The sequence below is a fragment of the Kitasatospora sp. NPDC097691 genome (assembly GCF_040302665.1).
In the GTDB taxonomy this organism is placed as follows: Bacteria; Actinomycetota; Actinomycetes; order Streptomycetales; family Streptomycetaceae; genus Kitasatospora.
In genome coordinates this window covers 1-22,131 of the sequence record NZ_JBEORY010000052.1, presented here as the reverse complement: position 1 = coordinate 22,131, position 22,131 = coordinate 1, and the positions used below count along the sequence as shown (strand labels likewise).

The window sequence follows — 22,131 nt, the reverse complement described above, 5'->3', positions numbered from 1 at the left end:
CGAACGTAACGAGAGGATTACCTACTGACGAACCATCGCCGTCCGCGGGGTGCGGGGACTGCGCAGGAGCCGCCCTCAGACCCCGGGCTCGGCGGCCAACTGCCGCTCCGCGCGCACCCGTTCGGCCACCGCGTCCTCGGTCATCGCGCGGTCGGTGTACACCAGCGGCCGCTCGGTCTCGGTGATGATGTGTTTGACCACCTGGACGTTCCCGTTGACGTCCCAGACCGCGATGCCCGGCGAAAGTGTGGGAATGATCTCCACCGCCCACCGCGGCAGGCCCAGCACCCGGCCGGTGGCCCGCGCCTCCTCGGCCTTCTGCATGTAGATCGTCCGGGTGGAGGCCATCTTCAGGATCGCCGACGCCTCCTTGGCCGCCGCCCCGTCCACCACGTCCGACAGGTGGTGCACCACCGCGACGAAGGAGAGCCCGAGCCGACGGCCGAACTTCAGCAGCCGCTGGAACAGCTGGGCCACGAAGGGGCTGTTGATGATGTGCCAGGCCTCCTCGACCAGGAAGATGCGCTTCTTCCGGTCCGGCCGGATCCAGGTGTGCTCCAGCCACACCCCGACGATCGCCATCAGGATCGGCATCGCGATCGAGTTGCGGTCGATGTGCGAGAGGTCGAAGACGATCAGCGGCGCGTCCAGGTCGATGCCCTCGGTGGTCGACCCGTCGAACATGCCGCGCAGGTCACCGTCCACCAGCCGGTCCAGCACCAGGGCCACGTCCAGGCCCCAGGACTGCACCTCCTCCACCGCCACACCCAGCGACTCCACCGAGGACAGGTCGGGGTTGCGCAGGATGTCGATGATGTCGTCCAGCACCGGCTGCCGGTCCGTCACCGAGGCCACCACGTGGGCGTGCGCGGCCTTCAGCGCGAAGCCGGCCCGCTCCTCCAGCCCCCGCCCCATCGCGACCTCGATGATGGTGCGCAGCAGCGACAGCTGACCGGTCTGGGTGATCGCCGGGTCCAGCGGGTTGAGCTTCACCCCGCCGTCCCGGGCGGCCATCGGGTCCAGCCGGATCGACTTTATGCCCAGCGCCTCGGCGATCAGGTTCCACTCGCCGACGCCGTCCTCGCCCTGCGCGTCGAGCACCACGACCTGGCGGTCACGGAACCTCAACTGCCGCAGCACGTACGTCTTCTCCAGCGCCGACTTGCCGTTGCCGGACTCACCGAGCACCAGCCAGTGCGGGGCCGGCAGCTGCTGCCCGTACAGCTGGAAGGGGTCGTACACGTACCCCTTGCCGCTGTACACCTCACGGCCGATGATCACGCCCGAGTCGCCCAGCCCCGGCGCGGCGGTGGGCAGGTAGACCGCCTGCGCCTGGCCGGTGGAGGTGCGCACCGGCAGGCGGGTGGTCTCCACCTTGCCGAACATCAGGCTGGTGAACGCGTCGGTGAGGTTGCCGAGCGCCATGTGCGGCCTCCCTGAGTCGGCGGAACGGTCGGACGGGTGCGGAGGTCCGCGACGGTGTCAGCGGCGGATGCCGGTGGCGAACGGAAGGGTGTTGACGAAGGCCCGGTGGTGCTCGCGGTCGCACCACTCCAGCTTGAGGTAGCTCTTGCCGGCCGAGGCCCGGATGGTCCGCTTGTCGCGGGCCAGCGCGTCGGGGTTGCGCGAGGAGACCGTGATGTAGCCGACCAGGTTCACCCCGGCCGCGCCGGAGGCCAGGTCGTCACCGCGCTGGTCCACCCGGCCGGTGTGGGCCAGGTCGCGCGGGTCGACCGTCCGGTTCATCTTGGCGGCCCGGCTGGCCTCCGCCTCGTCGTTGGTCTTCTCGGTCAGCATCCGCTCGATCGCGACGTCGGTGGGCTCCAGGTCCATCGTCACCGCGACCGTCCGGATCACGTCCGGGGTGTGCACCAGCAGCGGCGCCAGGAAGTTGACGCCCACCGGGGTGAGCGGCCACTCCTTGACCCACGCGGTGGCGTGGCACCACGGCTCCCGCGTCACCGACTCGCGGGTCTTCGCCTGCAGGTACTGCGGGTGGGTCGCGTCCAGCTCGGCCGGCCAGGCGTTGCGCCGGGACATCGCCTGGATGTGGTCGATCGGGTGGTCCGGGTCGTACATCGAGTGCAGCAGCGAGGACAGCCGGGCCTGGCCCAGCGGCTGGCGCACCCGGATGTCCGCCTCGGCCAGCCGGGCGCAGATGTCGGTCAGCTCGCGCGCCATCACGGCCGCCAGCCCCTCGTCGTCCCTGGCCCGCCGGCCGTTCGCCGTGCGGCCCATCGCGTGCGCCTCGGCGGCGAGGTCACGGGTGTAGTGCATGCAGGCCACCAGGTACGCCCGGTGCTGCTCGGACGACGTCGACACCATCGACTGCAGCTGGTCGTAGGAGTCCTGCAGCCAGCGCGGCGAGGACGGGTCGCCCCGGCGCTCGACGTCCTTGGCGTGCGCGTCCGGGTCGGCCGGCAGGGTCCGGGCCAGGATCTGCAGCCGGGTCACGAAGCCGTCCCCGTTGGCGACGTGCTTCAGCAGCGTGCCGAACCGGTCGACCAGCGCCTCCTGGTCCTCCGAGTCGCGCAGCCCGACGCCCGGGCCCTCGATCTCGATCGCGGCCGTCACCGTCCGCCGCTCCAAGTGCATCAGCACCCCGACCTCGTCCGGCCCGAACGGCGCGGTCAGCCAGCGCAGCCGCCCGACCCCGGGCGGCGGGCCGACCTCCACCTCCCGGCCGTCCATCCGGGTACCCGCGTCCATCACGTCCGAGCGCCACAGCGCCCGCCCGCTGCGGACCGTCCGGCGGTAGGTGCGGTTGATCTCCACCCACTTGTAGAACGTCCGCTTGCGGTACGGCACGTACACCGCCGCGATGGCGAGCGCCGGCAGGCCGACCAGACCGCCGATCCGCAACGGGAGGATCGGCATCAACAGGCCCCAGAGCATCCCGAGGAACGCCCCGAAGATGATCAGCAGGATCTCGCCGGACTCCCGGTTCCGGCCGATCGGCGCGTTCGGGCGGGCCTTGCCGATCAGGTAGGTGCGGCGCTGGTGCACGTACGGCTGGGCGTACTGGGCGCCGTACTGGCCGAGCGGTTCGCTGCTCACTTACCCGTCACCCTCCCTTCGCTGGATTGCTGTCGCGGATCGGGACCGGAGCGGCCTGCGGCGGCCCGGCCTGCGGCGGTGGGGCCGGCGTCCGGCCGGCGTGGGCGGCGATGCCCGGCGCGACCGAACCGCCGCCCGCACCACCGCCGCCACCGCCCGCGCCCGCCTGCCCGCCGCGGTCGCCGTGGGTGGTGATGCCCTGCTTCATCAGGTTCGCGGTGCCGTTGATCATCGCCGAACCCGCCTGCACCGCATTGGCCCGGGCCTGGCGCATGTTCAGGATCTCGTCGCCGAAGCCCGGCACGAAACGGTAGATCGCGGCACTGGCGAAGATCGACAGGAACAGGATCGCCAGCCCCGACAACACCCGGGCGAAGTCGTCACTGGCCCCGGCCCCGGTCGCCACCGCGCCCGCCAGGCCCAGGATTATCACGATGATCGGCTTCGCCAGGTCCACCGCCAGCATCACCCCGGCCCACCGGCGCACGTGCTTCCACAGCTGCTTGTCGACCAGCCCCGCGTACACCGCCGTCCCCAGCAGCGCGCCCACGTACAGCATCGCCGCCCGGATCAGCAGCTCGATCCAGAGCACCGCCGCAGCCAGCACCGCGACCAGTGACACCAGCACCAGGATCAGCGGACCGCCACCGACGTTCCCCTTCTCCAACGTGTCCGCGAACCCGCCCAGGTACGACCCGGTGTCCGTCTTCGTCCCGACCGCGATCGCCTTGGTCAGCCCGTCCGTCACGCTCACCACGGTGTACAGGATCAACGGCGTGAACGCGGACGCCACCACCGTCAGCCACAGGAAGCCGATCGCCTCCGAGAACGCCGTCGTCAGCGACGCACCCCGCACCGCCCGCTTCGACACCGCCAGCAGCCACAGCACCAGCGTGATCACCGTCGACACGGCGAACACCACGGCGTACTGCTGCAGGAACGACGCATTGGTGAAGTCCACCTGCGTCGTCCCGTCGATCGCCCCCGACAGGTTCCGCACCACCCACGCCGCCGCCTGCGCACAACTCTTCGCCAACGCCCCGAGCGGATCGGCCACGGCCCCGACGCCGCTTCCACCAGGAATCGACCCGCCGGGCTTGGACGCGCAGTAGACGTCGCTGCCGGGCAGCGGCAGGACATCGCAGTTATTGCTGGCCGACGGGCTGGGAGTCGGGTCCGCGAAGGCCCGGGACGCCATGCCGATGACTGTGGCCTGTACGAGAGCAAAGGCCGTGACGACCCGGCCGAATCGAGGGAGTCGTCGCCCGACCGCACCGTCAACGCGCATAGCGGAACCCTCCGAACTGCTCTGCTGTTCCGGCGATCTCATCCGCTGTGGCCGCCTGCTGGTCGCCCGGCATGGGAGCCGGGCCCGACTTCCGAGTGAAGTCGGTGAGCTTCCAGTCGCCGCCCGTCCAGTGCAGCGAGAGCGTGAGGGTGAACCAGTTCGTGGTCACCGGCTGGACGGAGCGCTCGCCGGCGAGGCCGGTGAGGCCGGTGCACCACACTTCGACCTTGGCGTCGCTGTCGGTGTAGCCCGTCGACTTGGTGCCGACCGGGACGGTGCGGCTGACGAAGGTGAGGCCCTTGGGGGCGCGGCCCTGGGCGTCGAGGCCGTAGCGGGCGACGGTGTCGCCGCCGAAGCCCTGGTCCAGTCGGCTCTGCAGGGTCGGCGCCGCGCCCGGGTCGGCGATGGTGGCGACGATGGTGTGGCGGCTGTCGGTGCGGAACATGTCCGCGGACCCGATCGCCACCGCGTAGTTGGCCGCGGCGGACTGGGCGCCCTGGTCGCTGTGCGGGAAGCCGGAGGCGATGCCGTTGGCGGTGGTGCCGACGGGCTGGTCGCCGCTGGGGCCGGGGCCGGCGCCGGAGGGCGCGCTGGGGGCGGCGTGGTCGGCGGAGCGGCCACCGTCGCTGCCGGTGGCGGGCTTGCCCCGGTTGGCGATGGCGATGGCCACGACGAGCAGGGTGACGACGACGAGGACGGTCAGCAGGGTTCGCAGCGGCCGTGACTGACGGAGGCTCGGCTGTGGGGAGGGCTGTTCGCCGACCGGTAGCCGCGTTCGGGTGTGCGGCTGGTCGTCGGACAACGGCACGGCGGCCCTCCTGGTGCGGGGAGCCGTGGGGCGGCTCCGGGGGCCTCCACCCGGGGCGGGCGCGGACGGAGGGTGGGAACGGGGGTGAAGTCCTGGCAGCGGCCGCTGGAGGGGGTCCGGACGGGGAACCCGACCTCGGACGGGCCGGACTACTGCTGTCCGATCGTCAGACCGCCATGCCGTAGACAATGGTGAACAGAGTGCCGAGTGATCCGATGATGAACACGCCGGTCAGTCCGGCCACGATCAGCCCCTTGCCCTGTTCGGCTCCGAAGCTGTCGCGCATCGCGGTCGCACCGATCCGCTGCTTGGCGGCGCCCCAGACGGCGATGCCGAGGCAGACGAGGATGGCGACGGCCATGATGACCTCGACCATCACCCGGGCCTCCGACCCGAGGCTCGCGAACGGGCCCCAGTCCGGGGCGATCCCGCCGATGATGGTGTCGATATTCGGCTTCTTGGGAGGGTCATCGGCCAGGTGGCCGACCGCATAGGTGTGCACGCTGCTCAGGTTCATTTCCATCTCACCGCCCGATCAGGCAAATTCAAGGGCCCGGACCCCGCCCGCGCGAAGGGTCGGTGCCTATTCTTGGCCAGATCTGATGTCGACTTGGCTACTTCTCGCGGATTGGTCGTGAGGCATCGGACACGTACGCGAGGATGTCCACCGTACGAAGGATAGCGCTCACTCCTTGTATCTCTGATGATTGCGGTGAGCAACGCCTTCCGGGACACTTCGACTGACGAATCGTCGGGATGGTGCTGATGGTACTCCGGAAGGCCGGTGCGGCCGCCGTCGCTGCGGGAGTTGTTTCGTTCGGGCTCATCGGGCTGGTGACGATGGGGACTTATGCGGCGAGTGGGACGGCGCAGCAGTCGGCGAATCGTTCCGTCCTCTCACCCGGAACGGTCCCCGCGGCCTACCAGGACGCGATCCAGAAGTGGGGCGCGCTGTGTCCGGAGATCTCTCCGCCGATGCTCGCGGCGCAGCTGTACCAGGAAAGCGGATTCGACCCCAGGGCCCGCTCCGGCGTCGGGGCGCAGGGAATGGCGCAGTTCATGCCGGGCACCTGGGCGACGTACGGAACGGATGCGAACGGTGACGGCCGGAAGGACGTCTGGGACCCGTACGACGCGATCGCCTCGGCGGCGGTCTACGACTGCGCGCTCGCCAAGGACGTCTCGAGCGTCCCGGGCGACCCGCAGGCCAACATGCTGGCCGCCTACAACGCCGGTCCGTACGCGGTGACGAGCAACCGGGGCATCCCGCCGTACAAGGAGACCCAGGGCTACGTGCGGAGCATCCAGGCGATGGCGCGCAGCTTCACCGCGCCGACCGCGCCGTTGGAGGTGTCCGCGCAGTCGGCGGCGGCGATCTACTTCGCGCAGACCAAGCTCGGCACCCCCTACCTGTGGGGCGGCGAGGGCCTGCCGTCGCAGAACGGGCGGTTCGACTGCTCGGGCCTGACCCAGGCCGCGTACGCCAGTGTGGGCATCACCCTGCCCCGGGTGGCCAACGACCAGTGGTACGCGGGGCCGCACCCGTCACGCGATCAGTTGCGCCCGGGCGACCTGGTGTTCTTCGCGACGGACCTGGGCGATCCGCGGAGCATCCACCACGTCGGGATCTACGTCGGCGGCGGGTACATGATCAACGCGCCGCACACCGGTGCGGTGATCCGCTACGACAAGATCGACACCAAGGAGTACATCGGCGCGACCCGGGTCACCTCGGACGGCGCCCAGGCGCTGCCGAGTCGGAACAACGACGGTTCGGTCAACGCCCCGAGCCGGCCCGGCTCGACGGCGACGGCGCCGGCGGCGGCGAGCCCCGCCGGGAACCAGGGCGCCGCCCAGGGCGGCGCCCAGGCGGCGTCCGCCCGGCCGGCGATGGCGGCCCCGCCCGCGCCGACCGGGCCGGCCCCCGCCGGGGCGGGCCGGTAGGCCGGGGTGCGGCCGGGCCGGCCGGGACCTGTGTGCGCGCTGTGGACGCTGAGTCAAGTTTCGATAACCGCGCGTTTCCGTGGAACGCTGTATCCCGGAAATGACGTTTCTTCCGGTGGCCCCTCGTCAGCACTCCGCGCCGGGCGGGCCCCGGCGGGAACCTACAGGTGCAGCGGACCAGAAGGAGGTGCGGCGTGTCGACGCCGCTTGCCGACACGACCAACCCCGACCTCGGCCTGCTCTACGCCGTCAACGGTCTGGCCAAACGCTCCCCGCAGTGGCTGGACCACCTGGTCTCGTGGATCGGCGAGTACGGCATCCTGATCGGCCTGGGCATGCTCGGTCTGGTGGCCTGGCTGCAGGCCAGACGCCGCCCGGACGCGCCGGTGGCGATCGCCGGGCTGCTCTGGGTGCCGCTCTCGGTCGCGATCGCCGAGCTGGCCAACCTGCCGATCGCCGCGATCGTGGACCGTCCGCGCCCGTTCGTCGACCATCCCGGGCTGCTGGTGCTGGTGGACGGGAAGGCCGGCACGCACTCCTTCGTCAGTGACCACTCGACGATGACGATGGGCGTCGCGGTGGCGCTGTTCCTGGTGAACCGCAGGCTCGGCTGGATCGCCGGCGGCCTGGCCCTGTTGCAGGGCTTCTGCCGGATGTTCATGGGTGTCCACTACCCGACCGACGTGATCGGCGGCTTCGCGCTGGCCGTCGCCGTGGTGCTGCTGTTGGCACCGATCGCGATGGCGGTGCTGGTCCCGTTCTGCCACGCGCTGAGCCGGACGGCCGTCGCCCCGCTGATCCGGGCGCCGGAGCGCGGCGGCGCGGGCCGTGCCGGTGCCGCCCCGCGCGGCCGTCGGCGCGGGCGCGGGGCGGTGCGGGCCGAGGAGCAGCCGCCGGAGTCCGACCTCGCGGCCTGACCCGCCGCGCCGGTGTCCGACCCGGACGCGGTCCGAAGGCGGCGGCGTTCCGGCCCGGCGGCGGCCACACCGCACGGGCGGTCCGACGCTGAACAGTCCGGGCCTCGTCCGGTCAGTCCGACGTCACGCCGTTCTCGGCCAGGTGACCGGCCCCCTCGCGGCGGGCGAGGTCGCGGGAGCGGCGGGCCGGGGCGTACCACCCGCAGCTGCAGGTCGCGAAGGCGAAGGAGCCGCGCTCACTGATCGCGACGCGGTGCTCGGGCATCCGGGTGCCGGGCGCGGCCGGCAGCTCACTGTGCACGTGGTTCACCGTAACGCGCCGGACGCCGGGTGCGCGACGCCCTCCGGGGGCGGGCACCCGTAACCCTTCGCCGCCCAACTCGTTTGCCCGGAAAGAGCTCTGCCCACCCGGTGGTGTCCGGGGGCAGTCGGGCCCGAGGGGGTTGTCGCGAGGATGAAGATGACCGACCAGCAGCGCACCGGGCGGCCAGCGCGCCGTCCGGGTCCGCACCTGCGCTCGGCGGCCGGGGCCGCCCTGCTCGCCGCCGCGCTGGCGGCCGGCGCAGCCGGCTGCACGGGCTCCGGCGGCGGCTCCTCCGACCAGCAGTCGGCCGCCCCCGACCAGCTCGCCGCGGACCCGCTGACGGCGGTGCGCAACGCCGCCGACATCACCGGCCGCACCGGCTCCGCGCGCACCGCCACCGAGCTGGTCACCGAGTCCGCCGAGAAGAAGGCCTCGTTCAGCGGCACGGGCGGCTACGACTACGTGAAGCGGATCGGCCGGCTGGAGGTCCAGGTCCCGCCGGGCGCCGCCACCACCGGGAAGATCGTCGAGGTGGTCCTGCCGGGCACCGTGTACCTGCAGAACAGCGGCGCCAAGGTGCCCGAGGGCAAGTGGGTCAAGCTGGACGTGCGCCAGCTGCCGGACGGCAACCTGGTCAGCAGCGGCGCGACCGACCCGGCCTCGGCGGCGGGGGCGCTGCGCGGGGCGCAGAAGGCGGACGCGGTCGGCACCGAGACCGTCGACGGGGTCGCGCTGCACCACTACCGCGGCACCCTGGACCTGGCCAAGGCCGCCGACGCGACCGGTGGCCGGGGCGGGGACGGCCTGCGGATGGGGGCGCAGACCTTCACCGCCAAGGAGGTTCCGTACGACGCCTGGCTGGACGACCAGGGCCGGCTGCACAAGGTGGTCGAGGTGTTCACCTTCGCCGGGGTGGCCGGGTCGAAGGAGCCCAAGGACCAGGTGAAGGTGACCTCGACGACCGCGCTGGCGGACTTCGGCAAGCCGGTCCAGGCGGCCGAGCCGTCGGCCTCGGACATCTACCAGATGAAGCCCACGGAGAGCCCCAAGTAGGCCGCCGGGGCAGCGCTCCGGCGCCGGGGCGTGACGGGGTGCCGCCGCAGCGGGTGGCCGTCCGGGGAGCGGCGGCCACCCGTTTCGGCGGCGCCGAGATGGCCCGTCCGTGCCATGTGGACGGGCCCCGGAGTGCCTAGGCTGGACGTCGGGTGGCTGCCGCCCGGGCTGGCGAGGCACTGAAGGGGTGGTGCAGGTGGTGTCGTCCACGGGCGGCCGCAGCGGCGGCCACGACGACGCGGCCCTCGACGAGATCGAGCTGGCCGGCGAGCTGATGATCGCCGCGACGGCCAGCTCCGGCGACCGGCTGCCGACCGAACGGATCGACGAGGTGCTGCTCGACCGGGCCGACCCCCGGCCGGCCGACCGGGAGGCCGACGGCTAGCGGGGTGGCCCGGGCCACCCCGCGGGGCCGTGGGGCCGTGGGCTCAGCTGCGCAGCAGCCGGCCGATCGCGGCGGTGGCCTCCGCCACCTTGGCGTCCAGCTCGGCCCCGCCCTCCTCGGCGGCCGCGGCGACGCAGTGCCGCAGGTGCTCCTCCAGCAGGGAGAGCGCGAACGACTGCAGCGCCTTGGTGCCGGCCGAGACCTGGGTGAGCACGTCGATGCAGTACACGTCCTCGTCGACCATCCGCTGGAGGCCGCGGATCTGGCCCTCGATCCGGCGCAGCCGCTTGAGGTGCGCGTCCTTCTGGGCGCTGTAGCCGTGCGGGCCCTGGTGTCCGGCGGCGGCCGCGGGTGCGGCGTGGCCGGCGTGCGGGTCGGCCCCGTGCGCGTGATCCGGCTCGGTGCGCGCTTGCGTCGTGGTCATCGGCCCCGCCTTCGTCTGAGTGCCTGGTGGCTGCGTCGGCCACCAGTGTCCAACACCGGGGCCTCCGGTGGTGTTCCGGCGGCCGACACGGCATGTGCCGCCGGGCCCGGGCGGGCCGTCCGGCGGGTTCGTCCTTCTGAGCGGCGCCCCGGCCCTCCGTACGCACGACGGGGACAATCCGGGCGAGGTTCCGTCAGACTGGGGGCCCGCGTCCGTACGTGGCGGTGCGGCCGGACCGGCTGACGCAGCAGCCGAACGGAAGGGGAGGCTCCGGCTCCGACCTCGGCACCCCGTTTGCGTGATTGCGCTCGGTTGCACCTAGCATCGTTCAGTCCCTACCCCGCACATCGGAGATTTCCGTGCGTTTTAGCCTGACCCCGAAGGAGACGAGCTTCTACGACATGTTCGCCGCTGCGGCGGAGAACCTCGTCGTCGGATCGAAGCTCCTGCTGGAGCTGCTGGGATCGGACGTGTCGGCCCGCACGGAGATCGTCGAGCGCATGCGCGCCGCCGAGCACGCCGGCGACGACACCACCCATGCCGTCTTCCACCAGCTGAACTCGTCCTTCATCACGCCCTTCGACCGCGAGGACATCTACAGCCTCGCCTCGTCGCTGGACGACATCATGGACTTCATGGAGGAGGCCGTCGACCTGGTCGTCCTCTACGACATCCAGACCCTGCCGAAGGGGATCGAGCAGCAGATCGAGGTGCTGGCCCGGGCCGCCGAGCTCACCGCGGCGGCGATGCCGAACCTGCGGAGCATGTCGAACCTCACCGAGTACTGGATCGAGGTCAACCGGCTGGAGAACCAGGCCGACCAGATCCACCGCAAGCTGCTCGCCCACCTGTTCTCCGGTCAGTACGACGCCATCGAGGTGCTCAAGCTCAAGCAGATCGTGGACGTTCTTGAGGAGGCGGCGGACGCGTTCGAGCACGTCGCCAACACGGTGGAGACCATCGCCGTCAAGGAGTCCTGACCCTCGTGGACATGGCAGCACTCATCGTCGTCATCGGCGTTGCGTTCTTCTTCACCTACACCAACGGCTTCCACGACTCGGCGAACGCGATCGCCACGTCGGTGTCCACCCGGGCGCTCACCCCCCGGGCCGCGCTCGCGATGGCCGCGGTGATGAACCTGGCCGGCGCCTTCCTCGGCAGCGGCGTGGCGCACACCGTCTCGCAGGGGATCATCGAGACCCCCAAGGGCAACCAGGGGATGGCGATCCTGTTCGCCGCCCTGATCGGTGCGATCGCCTGGAACCTGGTCACCTGGTACTTCGGCCTGCCGTCCTCCTCCTCGCACGCCCTGTTCGGCGGCCTGGTGGGCGCCGCACTGGCCGGCGGCACCGAGGTGATCTGGAACGGCGTGATCGACAAGATCATCATCCCGATGGTCGTCTCGCCGGTGGTCGGCCTGATCGGCGGCTACCTGGTGATGCTGGCGATCCTGTGGATCTTCCGCCGGGCCAACCCGCACCGGGCCAAGCGCAACTTCCGGGTCGCCCAGACCGCCTCCGCCGCCGCGATGGCACTGGCTCACGGTCTGCAGGACGCCCAGAAGACCATGGGCATCGTGGTGATGGCGCTGGTCATCTCCGGCCAGCAGGCCACCTACGACATCCCGGTCTGGGTGAAGATCTCCTGCGCGACGATGCTCTCGCTGGGCACCTACGCGGGCGGCTGGCGGATCATGCGGACGCTCGGCCGCAAGATCATCGAGCTGGACCCGCCGCAGGGCTTCGCGGCCGAGACCACCGCGTCGGTGGTCATGTACATCACGTCGTTCGTCTACAAGGCGCCGATCTCCACCACCCACGTGATCACCTCGGCGATCATGGGCGTGGGGGCCACCAAGCGGATCCGCGCGGTGCGCTGGGGCGTCGCCAAGAACATCGTGCTCGGCTGGTTCATCACGATGCCGGCGGCCGCCATCGTCGCAGCGCTGGTGTACTGGTTCGTCCACCTGTTCTGGGGCTGATCCCGGAGGGACCCGCCGGACGTCGATCCGGGAGGGTCCCCCCGGACGGCACCGGGGACATGACAGGGCCCGCCCCCACATCTCGGGGGCGGGCCCTTCTTCATGTCCCGCGGCGGCACCGCCATGCAGCACCACGGGACAGCTCGCGTTCCGCCGTTCTCCGCGCTTCCGCGCGTGGCGGGGTCCGGTCTAGCCGAAGCGGCCGGAGATGTAGTCCTCGGTCGCCTGGACCGACGGGTTGGAGAAGATCCGCTGGGTGTCGTCCAGCTCGACCAGCTTGCCCGGCTGGCCGACGCCCGCCAGGTTGAAGAAGGCGGTGCGGTCGCTGACGCGGGCCGCCTGCTGCATGTTGTGGGTCACGATGACGATCGTGAACTGCGACTTCAGCTCGCCGATCAGGTCCTCGATGGCGAGGGTGGAGATCGGGTCGAGCGCGGAGCAGGGCTCGTCCATCAGCAGGACCTGCGGCTCGACCGCGATGGCGCGGGCGATGCACAGGCGCTGCTGCTGACCGCCGGAGAGGCCGGCACCGGGCTTGTTCAGCCGGGTGTGGACCTCCTTCCAGAGGTTGGCGCCCTTCAGCGAGCGCTCCACCACCTCGTCCAGGACGGACTTCTTCTTCACGCCCGCGAGCCGGAGGCCGGCGACCACGTTGTCGTAGATCGACATGGTCGGGAACGGGTTCGGACGCTGGAAGACCATGCCGATCGAGCGGCGCACGGCGACCGGGTCGACGTTGGAGGCGTACAGGTTCTCGTCGTCCAGGAGGACCTTGCCCTCGACGCGGGCGCCGGGGATCACCTCGTGCATCCGGTTGAGGGTGCGCAGGAAGGTGGACTTGCCGCAGCCGGAGGGGCCGATGAAGGCGGTCACCGAGCGGGGTTCGATGCTCATCGAGATGTCCTCGATGGCCTTGGTGGTGCCGTAGTAGGCCGACAGTCCGCTGACGTCGATGCGCTTGGCCATGATCGTTGCTTCTCTCGTCTGTCTCGTACGTCAGTCTGGTCAGTGGCCGGTCTTGGGCGAGCGCCAGCGGGCGATACCCCGGGCGATGAGGTTGAGCCCCATCACGAAGGCGATCAGTACCAGTGCCGCACCCCAGGCTCGGGCGTAGCCGTACTGGTTGTTCACCTGGGAGTACTGCGTCCAGATGTACATCGGCAGGGACTGCTGCGGACCGTCGAACGGGTTGTTGTTGATGTAGTCGGCGCCGAACACCAGCATCATCACCGGGGCGGTCTCGCCCGTGATGCGGGCGACCGCGAGCATCACACCGGTCGTGATGCCGCCGATCGCGGTGGGGAGGACGATCCGCAGGATGGTCTTCCACTTCGGCACGCCGAGCGCGTACGAGGCTTCGCGCAGTTCGTTCGGGACGAGCTTGAGCATCTCCTCGGTGGACCGGACCACGACCGGCATCATCAGGATGGCCAGCGCGAGGCTGCCCGAGAAGCCGGAGTAGCTGAAGCCCAGGGCGAGGTTCCAGAGCGAGAGGATGAACAGACCGGCGACGATCGACGGGATGCCCGTCATGACGTCGACGAAGAAGGTGACCGCCTTGGCGAGCTTGCCGCGGCCGTACTCGACCAGGTAGACGGCGGTCAGCAGCCCGATCGGGGCGGCGATCGCGGTGGCCAGGGCGACCTGCTGCAGGGTGCCGATCAGCGCGTGGTAGATGCCACCGCCGGGGCCGGACTGGAGCACGCCCTTCATCGAGTGGGTCAGGAAGTTCCCGTCGACCACCTCGATGCCCTGCTGGACGGTGTACACGGTCAGGGCGACCAGCGGGACGACGGCCATGATGAAGGCGACCCAGACCACCGAGGTGGCGAGCCGGTCCTTCGCCTGTCGGCGGCCCTCGACCGAGGCCGAGGCGATGTAGCCGATCAGGAGGAACAGCGCGCCCGAGATCAGGCCCCACTGCAGGTGGCTGGCGAGGCCGGCGGCAGCGCCGATCCCGCAGCCGAGGGCGATCGAGCCGACCGCCACGGCAGCCGGGGCCCACTTGGGCAACCGGTTGGCGGTCAGCGGACGGCCGGCGGGCCGGGCGTCCTCGACGACGGCGGTGACGGTCATGCGTTGGCCCCCGAGTACTCCTTGCGGCGGGCGATGATCAGTCGCGCGGCACCGTTCACCAGGAGGGTGATGACGAACAGGACGAGGCCGGAGGCCATGAGCGCGTTGCGCCCGTTGTCGCCGGCCTCGGCGAACTTCAGCGCGATGTTCTGCGCGAAGGTTCCGCCGCCCGCGTCGAGGATGTGCAGCGACAGGACGTTGCTGGAGGAGAGCACCACCGCGACCGCGATGGTCTCGCCCAGCGCACGGCCGAGGCCGAGCATCGAGGCCGAGATGATGCCGGGGCGGCCGAACGGCAGCACCGCGGTGCGGATCATCTCCCAGCGGGTCGCGCCGAGCGCGAGCGCCGCCTCCTCGTGCATCCGCGGCACCTGGCGGAACACCTCGCGGGAGACCGCGGTGATGATCGGCAGGACCATGATCGCCAGCAGGATGCCGACGGTGAAGAGGTTGCGCGGGGTACCGGACTTGGTCTGGTCGAAGATGTACGTCCAGCCCAGGTACTCGTTGAGCCAGCTGGTGAGGCCGTCCATGTGCGGGACCAGGAAGAGCGCGCCCCACAGGCCGTAGACGATGCTGGGGACGGCGGCGAGCAGGTCGACCAGGTAGGCGAACGGCTGGGCGATCCGGCGCGGCGCGTAGTGCGAGATGAACAGCGCGATCCCGATGGCCACCGGGACGGCGATCGCCATCGCGATGACGGCGCTCACGATGGTGCCGACGACGAGGACCGCGATGCCGAAGACCGGCTTCGGGGCGTCCGGCGCCCACTCGAAGGACGTCAGGAAGTTGCCCTCGTTCTTGCTGAGGGCCAGGCCCGAGCGCCAGGCCAGGAAGCCGGCGATCGCGGCCATGATGACCAGCAGCAGAATGCCCGAGCCCCGGGCGAGGTTCATGAAGATCTTGTCGCCGACCCGGCTGTCGCGCGGTCGGCGTTCCCTGCCTCGCGGGGCGGCAGGGGAGGATGAAGTCATTGGTCTACTCCGGTCTGGTGATGCCGCCCCGGAAGGGGGACGGCACCATGGCGGCGGTGCCCCGGACGTGGTGCTGGGTTTGGTGCGTTCCGGTGGGGCGGCCCCGGCCCCCCTCGCTCACGGGGCCGCCCCATCGGTGGTCCTGTCGGATCAGGCCAGGGTCGGGATGACGGTGTTGACCTTGTCGGTCAGCTCCTTCGGCAGCGGGACGTAGCCCTTCTCGCCGGCCGCCTTCTGGCCCGCCTCGCTGGCGGTGTAGGTCAGGAAGGACTTCAGGGTGTCGACGGTGTCGGCCTTGTTGCCCTTGTCGCAGACGATCTCGTAGGTGACCAGGACCAGCGGGTAGGAGCCCTCGTCCTTGGTCGCGTAGTCGAGCTTCAGCGCCAGGTCGCTGCCGGTGCCGGCGACCTGGGCCTTGGCGAAGGTGTTCGCGGCGTTGGCGGCGGTGGCCTCGACCGGCTTGGAGGCGCCGGTGTTGATGGCGGCGCTCTTCAGGCTGTTGGTCTGGGCGTAGGCCAGCTCGACGTAGCTGATCGAGTTCTTGACCTGCTTCACCTGGGCCGCGACACCGGCGCTGCCGTTGGCCGACTGGCCGCCCTTGGCCGCCCAGGTCTTGCTGGACGGGTAGGCCCAGGCGCCGTTGCCGGCGGCGGCGAAGTACTTGGTCAGGTTGTCGGTGGTGCCGGAGTCGTCCGAGCGGTGGAACGACTGGATCTCGGCGTCCGGCAGCTTGGCGCCCGGGTTCAGGGCCGCGATCGCCGGGTCGTTCCACTTGGTGATCTGCGAGTCGAAGATCTTGGCGGCGGTCGGACCGTCCAGGACCAGGTTGTCGACGTTGTCCACGTTGAAGACCAGCGAGATCAGACCGCCGGCCATCGGCAGGTCGATGCCCTGGCCGCCGGTGCAGACCGCCTTGGTGGCCTCGACCTCGGCCGGCTTCAGGGCCGAGTCGGAACCGGCGAACTGGACCTTGCCCTGGGTGAACTGCTGGATGCCCGCGCCGGAGCCCACGCCCTGGTAGTTGATGGTGGTGCCGGAGCACGAACCGCTGAAGTTGGTCTTCCAGACGTCGACCGCCGTGCCCTGCGCGGTCGAACCGGCGGCGATCAGCGAACCCGGCTTGCCACAGTTGATCGAGGCAGCGGGCGCGGCGGAGCCGCTGGAGCCGCCGGAGGCGGTCGTGTTGTTGTTGTCCGAGCCGCAGGCGGCGAGCGACAGCGAGCTGACGAGCGCCACGGCACCGATCGCGAGGGCCTTGGAGCGGCCGTTCCGCTGGAGCTTCACAGGGGTGTCCCTTTCTGAGGCATTGCCCGCTGCGGGTGCCGTACGCGTACGGCGCAGCACGGGTTTCTGCTGTGGTCCGGGGCCCGTTCGGCCCTCCGGTGGTCCCGAAGTTAGGCCGGGTAAGTGACACGACAGCCGGTCGCAAGTGAACGGGGAGTGAACCTCGAAGGGATGGCAGGAAACTACGTCAGGTAGTAACGGTTGCGTCACGGCAAGGGCGCGGGAAGATCACTTCCGCTGTTCCTTCACCGCGGCGCGCCGGCCGTGCGCACCGGCTTCGCCCCCAGGATCACCAGCAGTGCATCGATCAGCAACCGGTCGTGGTCGTAGGTGAGCCGGGCGCGGGCCTTCCCGGCCGGCAGCCACTCCAACCGGTCCACCTCGCGGTTGGGCCGGAAGGCGCCGCTCGACGGCACCGCGGCCCAGTAGCGGACCTCCTTCGGGCGGCCCTGCACGTGGTAGTGCTGGGCGGGCAGCTCAGGGCCGAGCAGGCACCGGAAGCCGGTCTCCTCCCACACCTCGCGCAGCGCCGCGTCGACCACGCCCTCGCCGGGGTCGAGCTTGCCCTTCGGCAGGCTCCAGTCGTCGTACTTGGGCCGGTGGATCACCGCGATCCGCGGCCGCCCGAGCCGGCCGCTCTTCTTCGGCCGGCCCGGCAGCCACAGCACCGCGCCCGCCGCCATGACCACCGGAGCGCGCACCGCCCCGGTCGCGCTCCCCGCCGCCGCCCGCCCGGCTCCCGGACGCCCGCCCAACTCAGACCGTCCTCGGTGCGGTGGGGTGGCCCCAGCCCTCGGTCGGGAACTCCAGCCAGCCCTCCGGGCCGGGCACCAGCTCGGGCCACCGGCGGCCGAAGGCGTACCGCGCCGACTCCACCTCCAGCCGCTGGTCGGCGTGCACCACGCCCAGCACGTACGCGGTCGCGGGGGTGATCCTCGGGGTGCGCGCCGCGGTGGCGGCGGTGACCGCGGCGTCCGCGGCCTCCTGCTGCCGGGCCAGCACGGCGTCCAGCTCGTCCAGCTCGGAGGACGGACGGCCGCACACCTCCAGCGCGTACCGGCTGCGCTTCACCAGGATCCGCAGCCGGGCCCAGGGCGCGTCGTCGGCCGCCAGCGCCGTGTCCGCGTCCACCGCGCCACGGGCGGCCGGGACGGCGCCCAGCCGGCGCAGCCCGTCCCCGCCGTACGGCGTCGCGGCCCGCTGCAGCGGCAGCTGCTGGGCGGTCGCGGACAGCGCGGCGAAGGCCGCGGCCGCGTGCGGCAGCAGCACCGCCGACGCCCGGCCGCCCGCCGAGTCCAGCAGCGGCGCCTCGCCGACCAGCAGCGTCATCCGGTCCGCCAGCGCGTGCAGCCGGGCCGAGCGGAGCTCCTGGAGGACCGTGGAGTGCGCCCGGGTCCTGGCCAGGGTCAGCTGCCGGTCCAGCAGCGCCCGCGCCTTGGGGGCGCCCGCGTGGCCGGCCAGCATGCCCGTCCCTCCCGGGTCGCTGCCGCTCAGCGAGTCCAGCGCACCCAGCAGCCGGGCCGAACGGCGGACGTACCCGGGTTCGAGCGCCAGCAGGTTGAGCAGCCAGCGCAGCTCGGTGCGCGACTCCTGTGCCCAGCTCTGCTCGAAGACCGAGCCGAAGGTGTGCAGCAGCCCGCCTGTCCGCCGAACGGCCCGCAGCAGGTCGGCGGTACCCGCCGCCGGGACGGCCGAGGCGGTCCCGGGTCTTGCGCCGACCTCGCCCACCGCCAGCGGCAGGGCGCGCAGGAAGGCGCCGGCCTGGGCGGTGAGGTGGCGGGAAAGAATGTCCCCGGCGGTCGCGGTGGAGGCCGCCTGGGCCGTCATCGGCGCATCGGTCATGGCGTGGTAGATCCCCGTTCCTCCGGAGTAGTTCCCCGGAGCTGGTGGCCGACCGCCGGACCGGCTGCCCTCGGGAGTCTCCGGGGCCCGCCGTTCCGGCAGCTCCGCATCAGTGGTCGCGTCAGCGCGAGGTGGCGGCCCGGCGGCGCTGGCGCGAGTCGATCAGCAGGTCCTGGAGGTGCCGCAGCTGTCGGCCCTCGGCGTCCTGCGAGTGGCGGGTCCAGGTGCCGTCCGGTCCCAGGTGCCAGGACTCGGTCTCGTCCGACACCCCGAGGTCGATCAGCCCGGACAGCTCGGCGCGGTGCGCCGGATCGGTGATCCGCAGCAGCGCCTCGATCCGGCGGTCCAGGTTGCGGTGCATCATGTCGGCGCTGCCGATCCAGACCTCCGGATCGCCGTTGTTGCCGAACACGAAGATCCGGGAGTGCTCCAGGAAGCGCCCCAGGATGCTGCGGACCCGGATGTTCTCGCTCAGCCCCGGCACGCCCGGGCGGATCGCGCAGATGCCGCGCACCCAGACGTCCACCGGCACGCCGGCCTGCGAGGCCCGGTACAGCGCGTCGATCAGGGCCTCGTCGACGATCGAGTTGACCTTGAGCTTCACGTACGCCGGGCGGCCCGCCTTGTGGTGGGCGATCTCGTTGTGGATCCGCGCGACCAGGCCGTCGCGCAGGCCGCGCGGGGCGGTGAGCAGGCGGCGGTAGGACTCGCGGCGCGAGTATCCGGAGAGCCGGTTGAAGAGGTCCGACAGGTCGGCACCGACCTGCGGGTCGGAGGTGAGCAGGCCCAGGTCCTCGTAGAGCCGGGCCGTCTTCGGGTGGTAGTTGCCGGTGCCGACGTGCGAGTAGCGGCGCAGGGTGTCGCCCTCCTGGCGGACCACCAGCGACAGCTTGCAGTGCGTCTTCAGCCCGACCAGGCCGTAGACCACGTGGCAGCCGGCCTCCTCCAGCTTGCGGGCCCACTTGATGTTGGCCTGCTCGTCGAAGCGCGCCTTGATCTCGACCAGGACCAGCACCTGCTTGCCGGACTCGGCCGCGTCGATCAGCGCGTCCACGATCGGCGAGTCGCCGGAGGTCCGGTACAGGGTCTGCTTGATCGCCAGGACGTCCGGGTCGCCGGCGGCCTGCTCCAGGAAGGCCTGCACCGAGGTGGAGAAGCTGTCGTACGGGTGGTGCAGCAGGACGTCGCGCTCGCGCATCGCGGCGAAGATGTCCGGCTGGGAGGCCGACTCGACGTCGGTCAGGCCGCGGGCCGTGCCCGCCACGAACTTCGGGTACTTGAGCTCCGGGCGGTCCAGCTCGGCGATCCCGAACAGCCCGGTCAGGTCCAGCGGCCCGGGCAGCGGGAAGACCTCCGCCTCGGTGATGTTCAGCTCCCGCACCAGCAGGTCCAGGATGTAGGGGTCGATCGACTCCTCGACCTCCAGCCGGACCGGCGGGCCGAAGCGCCGCCGCATCAGCTCCTTCTCCAGGGCCTTGAGGATGTTCTCGGTGTCGTCCTCCTCCACCTCCAGGTCCTCGTTGCGAGTGACGCGGAAGGCGTGGTGGGCCAGCACCTCCATCCCGGGGAAGAGCTCCTCCAGGTGCGCGCCCATCACGTCCTCCAGCGGAACGTACCGCTGGGGCGAGGCCTCCAGGAAGCGCGCCAGCGACTGCGGCACCTTCACCCGGGCGAAGTGCTTGTGCCCGGAGACCGGGTTGCGCACCACGACGGCCAGGTTGAGCGAGAGCCCCGATATGTACGGGAAGGGGTGCGCCGGGTCGACGGCCAAGGGGGTCAGGACGGGGAAGATCTTCTGCCGGAACAGCGTGTGGAGCCGGGCCTGCTCCTTCTCGGCCAGCTCCGACCAGCGGACCACCTCGATGCCCTCGGTGGCGAGGTCCGGCAGGACGTCCTGCTGGAAGGCCGCGGCGTGCCGGGCCATCAGCTCGCGCGAGCGGGTCCAGATCAGGTCCAGCACCTCGCGCGGCTGGAGCCCGGACGCACTGCGCTGGGCGACGCCGGTGGCGATGCGGCGCTTGAGGCCGGCCACCCGGACCATGAAGAACTCGTCCAGGTTGCTGGCGAAGATCGCCAGGAACTTGGCTCGCTCCAGCAACGGGATCCCCGGGTCCTCGGCGAGTTCGAGGACGCGCTCGTTGAACGCGAGCCAGCTCCGCTCACGGTCGAGGAAGCGGCCCTGCGGCAACGCTTCGAACTCCTGCTCGTCCGTGGCCGGCAGCTCCGGCGGGATGCCCAGCGCACTGGACATCCGGGCCGTCGGCGACAGCGCGGCAGAGACGGGGCGGGGGATGCTCATGGGCTCCAGCTCCTCCAGCAGCAGGACGGCGTCCGGACACGAATGGCTCTGCGGGCCGTCGCCCTCGCCCCGGGCCGATCCCGGGAACAGCGCCCATCCGCCGGGCGCGGTCCGTACAGGACCGGCCGCCGTGGGGCGGTCGACTCTGCACGAGCGAGACACTACGGACTTCATCCTGTGATCTTCGCGGCAGCAATTGAATCCACGGTAAACACCGCATGGCCAGGAGGAAAGCTGAGTCGGTCGGGGCAAGGGCCGTTGCCGTTCCGGTCTTCGCCCGCGACCGCTCCTGGCCGACTTCACCACCTCCGGGAGGCGGCCGGACCGTGGGGGGAGGCGGTCAGGCCGACCGGTTCTGCTCCTGGTACCGGGCTCGGTACATGAGGTCCACCTCGTGAATGGTGAATCCCAGTCGTTCATATACCCGCACGGCGGCCGGATTGTCGGCATCGACGTAGAGGAGCACGGTTTCCAGACCTCGCTCGCCCGGGCCGGAGCCGGTCAAGTGACGCAGGCCCGCCGCCGTGAGCGCGCGGCCGAGACCGCTGCCCTGCTCCGCCGGGTCCACCCCGACCACGTACACCTCGCCGCGCTCCGGCTCGGTGACGGTGGCCGGGTGCACCTTGGTCCAGTGGAAGCCGACCACCTTGCCGTCGCGGGTGGCCAGGAAGAAGCCGGCCGGGTCGAACCAGGGCTCGGCGATCCGCTCCGCCAGGTCCCGCTCGGTCCAGGCGCCCTGCTCCGGGTGGTGGGAGAAGGCCAGGGCGTTCAGCCGCAGCCACTCGGCGTCGTCCTCCCCCGGACGGAAGGTGCGGAGCTCGACGCCCTCGGGGAGCGCCACCTGCTCGGTCTGCCGACCGGTGCGGCGCATCTGCCGCAGTTCGCGGACGAGCTCGGCGCCGTACGACCCGGCCAGGTGCCGGGCCGCCGGGTGCCCGCCGTGCACCCAGAAGTCCACCGCGTCGCGCCCCGCCCGGTGGGCCTCCGCCAGTACGGCGTCCACCAGCGGGCGGGCCAGGCCGCGGCCGCGGGCAGCCGGGTCGACGACCAGCTCGGCGGCGGGGCTGGCGGCGGGGTCCTGTGGGACCTCCAGCTGGCCGTAGCCGAGGACGACCTCGGATGCGGATCCGGCCTCGGATCCGGTCTCGGATCCGCTCTCGACGAGGTGGGTGACCCCCGGACGCGGGCTCTCCGCGGCACGCAGCCGGAGCCGGCCCTGCTCGGACACGGCGGCCCGGCCGTCCACCGCCTGGGCCTCCGCCAGAACACGCAGGGCGCCGTCCCGCTGCCCGGGGTGGAGCACGTTGTTCGCAGTGACTGCCGTCTGATCGTCCATGTACTGACGATACGTCACCGGAAATGCGAAGAACCCCTGATCCGAGTGGATCAGGGGTTCTTCTGAATGATTGTTCGGCGGCGTCCTACTCTCCCACAGGGTCCCCCCTGCAGTACCATCGGCGCTGTGAGGCTTAGCTTCCGGGTTCGGAATGTAACC

General features: G+C 71.2%; 20 protein-coding genes, 1 rRNA gene and 1 pseudogene. 6 read left to right on the top strand and 16 right to left on the bottom strand.

Annotation, left to right across the window (positions count from 1 at the left end):
* Positions 1–75: 75 nt before the first annotated feature.
* From ABTY56_RS28805 to ABTY56_RS28785, 5 genes are all read right to left on the bottom strand, one after another.
* Positions 76–1,425 (bottom strand): ATP-binding protein, encoded by a 1,350-nt coding sequence (locus tag ABTY56_RS28805; RefSeq protein ID WP_350632143.1) that lies wholly within the window; start codon positions 1,423–1,425, stop codon positions 76–78.
* A gap of 57 nt (positions 1,426–1,482) precedes the next feature.
* The gene (locus tag ABTY56_RS28800; RefSeq protein WP_350632141.1) at positions 1,483–3,057 is read right to left on the bottom strand and encodes an SCO6880 family protein; all 1,575 of its coding nucleotides are present in this window, start codon (positions 3,055–3,057) and stop codon (positions 1,483–1,485) included.
* A 7-nt stretch (positions 3,058–3,064) separates the two neighbouring features.
* Positions 3,065–4,345, bottom strand: coding sequence for a hypothetical protein (locus ABTY56_RS28795; RefSeq protein ID WP_502893206.1), 1,281 nt, complete (start codon positions 4,343–4,345; stop codon positions 3,065–3,067).
* Positions 4,335–5,153, bottom strand: a complete 819-nt coding sequence (locus ABTY56_RS28790) for a DUF8175 domain-containg protein (RefSeq protein ID WP_350632140.1) — start codon at positions 5,151–5,153, stop codon at positions 4,335–4,337. The genes ABTY56_RS28795 and ABTY56_RS28790 overlap by 11 nt, the downstream gene beginning before the upstream one ends.
* A 166-nt stretch (positions 5,154–5,319) precedes the next feature.
* Positions 5,320–5,670: a DUF8827 family protein gene (locus ABTY56_RS28785; RefSeq protein ID WP_350632138.1), complete on the bottom strand. Its 351-nt coding sequence runs from the start codon at positions 5,668–5,670 to the stop codon at positions 5,320–5,322.
* Positions 5,671–5,918: 248 nt separating this feature from the next.
* Here ABTY56_RS28785 and ABTY56_RS28780 point away from each other — a divergent pair, with 248 nt between their 5' ends.
* Positions 5,919–7,097, top strand: coding sequence for a C40 family peptidase (locus ABTY56_RS28780; RefSeq protein ID WP_350632136.1), 1,179 nt, complete (start codon positions 5,919–5,921; stop codon positions 7,095–7,097).
* A 194-nt stretch (positions 7,098–7,291) separates the two neighbouring features.
* The gene (locus ABTY56_RS28775; protein WP_350632135.1) at positions 7,292–8,014 is read left to right on the top strand and encodes a phosphatase PAP2 family protein; all 723 of its coding nucleotides are present in this window, start codon (positions 7,292–7,294) and stop codon (positions 8,012–8,014) included.
* A gap of 112 nt (positions 8,015–8,126) precedes the next feature.
* Here the strand turns inward: ABTY56_RS28775 and ABTY56_RS28770 are convergent, their stop codons facing one another.
* Entirely contained in the window at positions 8,127–8,315 is a 189-nt protein-coding gene (locus ABTY56_RS28770) for a hypothetical protein (RefSeq protein WP_350632134.1), read from the bottom strand.
* 159 nt (positions 8,316–8,474) lie between these two features.
* Between ABTY56_RS28770 and ABTY56_RS28765 the strand changes: the two genes are divergently transcribed.
* Both ABTY56_RS28765 and ABTY56_RS28760 read left to right on the top strand, forming a co-directional pair.
* A complete protein-coding gene (locus ABTY56_RS28765) occupies positions 8,475–9,371 on the top strand; it encodes an SCO4651 family lipoprotein (protein WP_350632132.1) in 897 nt (298 codons plus the stop codon).
* Between the two features lie 196 nt (positions 9,372–9,567).
* Positions 9,568–9,756, top strand: coding sequence for a hypothetical protein (locus tag ABTY56_RS28760; RefSeq protein WP_350632131.1), 189 nt, complete (start codon positions 9,568–9,570; stop codon positions 9,754–9,756).
* A gap of 43 nt (positions 9,757–9,799) precedes the next feature.
* Here ABTY56_RS28760 and ABTY56_RS28755 read toward each other — a convergent pair whose 3' ends face one another.
* The gene (locus tag ABTY56_RS28755) at positions 9,800–10,180 is read right to left on the bottom strand and encodes a metal-sensitive transcriptional regulator (RefSeq protein WP_350632129.1); all 381 of its coding nucleotides are present in this window, start codon (positions 10,178–10,180) and stop codon (positions 9,800–9,802) included.
* Positions 10,181–10,539: 359 nt separating this feature from the next.
* Between ABTY56_RS28755 and ABTY56_RS28750 the strand changes: the two genes are divergently transcribed.
* Together ABTY56_RS28750 and ABTY56_RS28745 are read left to right on the top strand one after the other, a co-directional pair.
* Positions 10,540–11,160 (top strand): DUF47 domain-containing protein, encoded by a 621-nt coding sequence (locus tag ABTY56_RS28750; RefSeq protein ID WP_350525709.1) that lies wholly within the window; start codon positions 10,540–10,542, stop codon positions 11,158–11,160.
* Positions 11,161–11,165: 5 nt separating this feature from the next.
* The gene (locus ABTY56_RS28745) at positions 11,166–12,161 is read left to right on the top strand and encodes an inorganic phosphate transporter (RefSeq protein ID WP_350632127.1); all 996 of its coding nucleotides are present in this window, start codon (positions 11,166–11,168) and stop codon (positions 12,159–12,161) included.
* 189 nt (positions 12,162–12,350) lie between these two features.
* Here the strand turns inward: ABTY56_RS28745 and pstB are convergent, their stop codons facing one another.
* The 9 genes and pseudogenes from pstB to rrf all read right to left on the bottom strand — a co-directional run.
* Positions 12,351–13,127, bottom strand: a complete 777-nt coding sequence (gene pstB, locus ABTY56_RS28740; protein WP_350632126.1) for a phosphate ABC transporter ATP-binding protein PstB — start codon at positions 13,125–13,127, stop codon at positions 12,351–12,353.
* Positions 13,128–13,166: 39 nt separating this feature from the next.
* Positions 13,167–14,237 carry a phosphate ABC transporter permease PstA gene (gene pstA / locus ABTY56_RS28735; protein WP_350632124.1) on the bottom strand — a complete coding sequence of 357 codons (1,071 nt, stop codon included), beginning with the start codon at positions 14,235–14,237 and terminating at the stop codon, positions 13,167–13,169.
* Positions 14,234–15,211, bottom strand: a complete 978-nt coding sequence (gene pstC / locus ABTY56_RS28730) for a phosphate ABC transporter permease subunit PstC (RefSeq protein WP_350632122.1) — start codon at positions 15,209–15,211, stop codon at positions 14,234–14,236. The genes pstA and pstC overlap by 4 nt, the downstream gene beginning before the upstream one ends.
* 150 nt (positions 15,212–15,361) lie before the next feature.
* Entirely contained in the window at positions 15,362–16,495 is a 1,134-nt protein-coding gene (gene pstS, locus ABTY56_RS28725) for a phosphate ABC transporter substrate-binding protein PstS (protein ID WP_350632120.1), read from the bottom strand.
* Positions 16,496–16,740: 245 nt separating this feature from the next.
* Positions 16,741–17,178 carry an NUDIX hydrolase gene (locus ABTY56_RS28720; protein WP_502893208.1) on the bottom strand — a complete coding sequence of 146 codons (438 nt, stop codon included), beginning with the start codon at positions 17,176–17,178 and terminating at the stop codon, positions 16,741–16,743.
* A 73-nt stretch (positions 17,179–17,251) separates the two neighbouring features.
* Positions 17,252–18,337, bottom strand: coding sequence for a CHAD domain-containing protein (locus ABTY56_RS28715; RefSeq protein WP_350632117.1), 1,086 nt, complete (start codon positions 18,335–18,337; stop codon positions 17,252–17,254).
* Positions 18,338–18,458: 121 nt separating this feature from the next.
* Positions 18,459–20,528 (bottom strand): annotated as a pseudogene (locus ABTY56_RS28710) (RNA degradosome polyphosphate kinase); the annotation flags it as partial.
* 448 nt (positions 20,529–20,976) lie between these two features.
* Positions 20,977–21,972, bottom strand: coding sequence for a mycothiol synthase (gene mshD, locus ABTY56_RS28705; RefSeq protein ID WP_350632114.1), 996 nt, complete (start codon positions 21,970–21,972; stop codon positions 20,977–20,979).
* 72 nt (positions 21,973–22,044) lie between these two features.
* Positions 22,045–22,131 (bottom strand): 5S ribosomal RNA (gene rrf / locus ABTY56_RS28700); the annotation flags it as partial.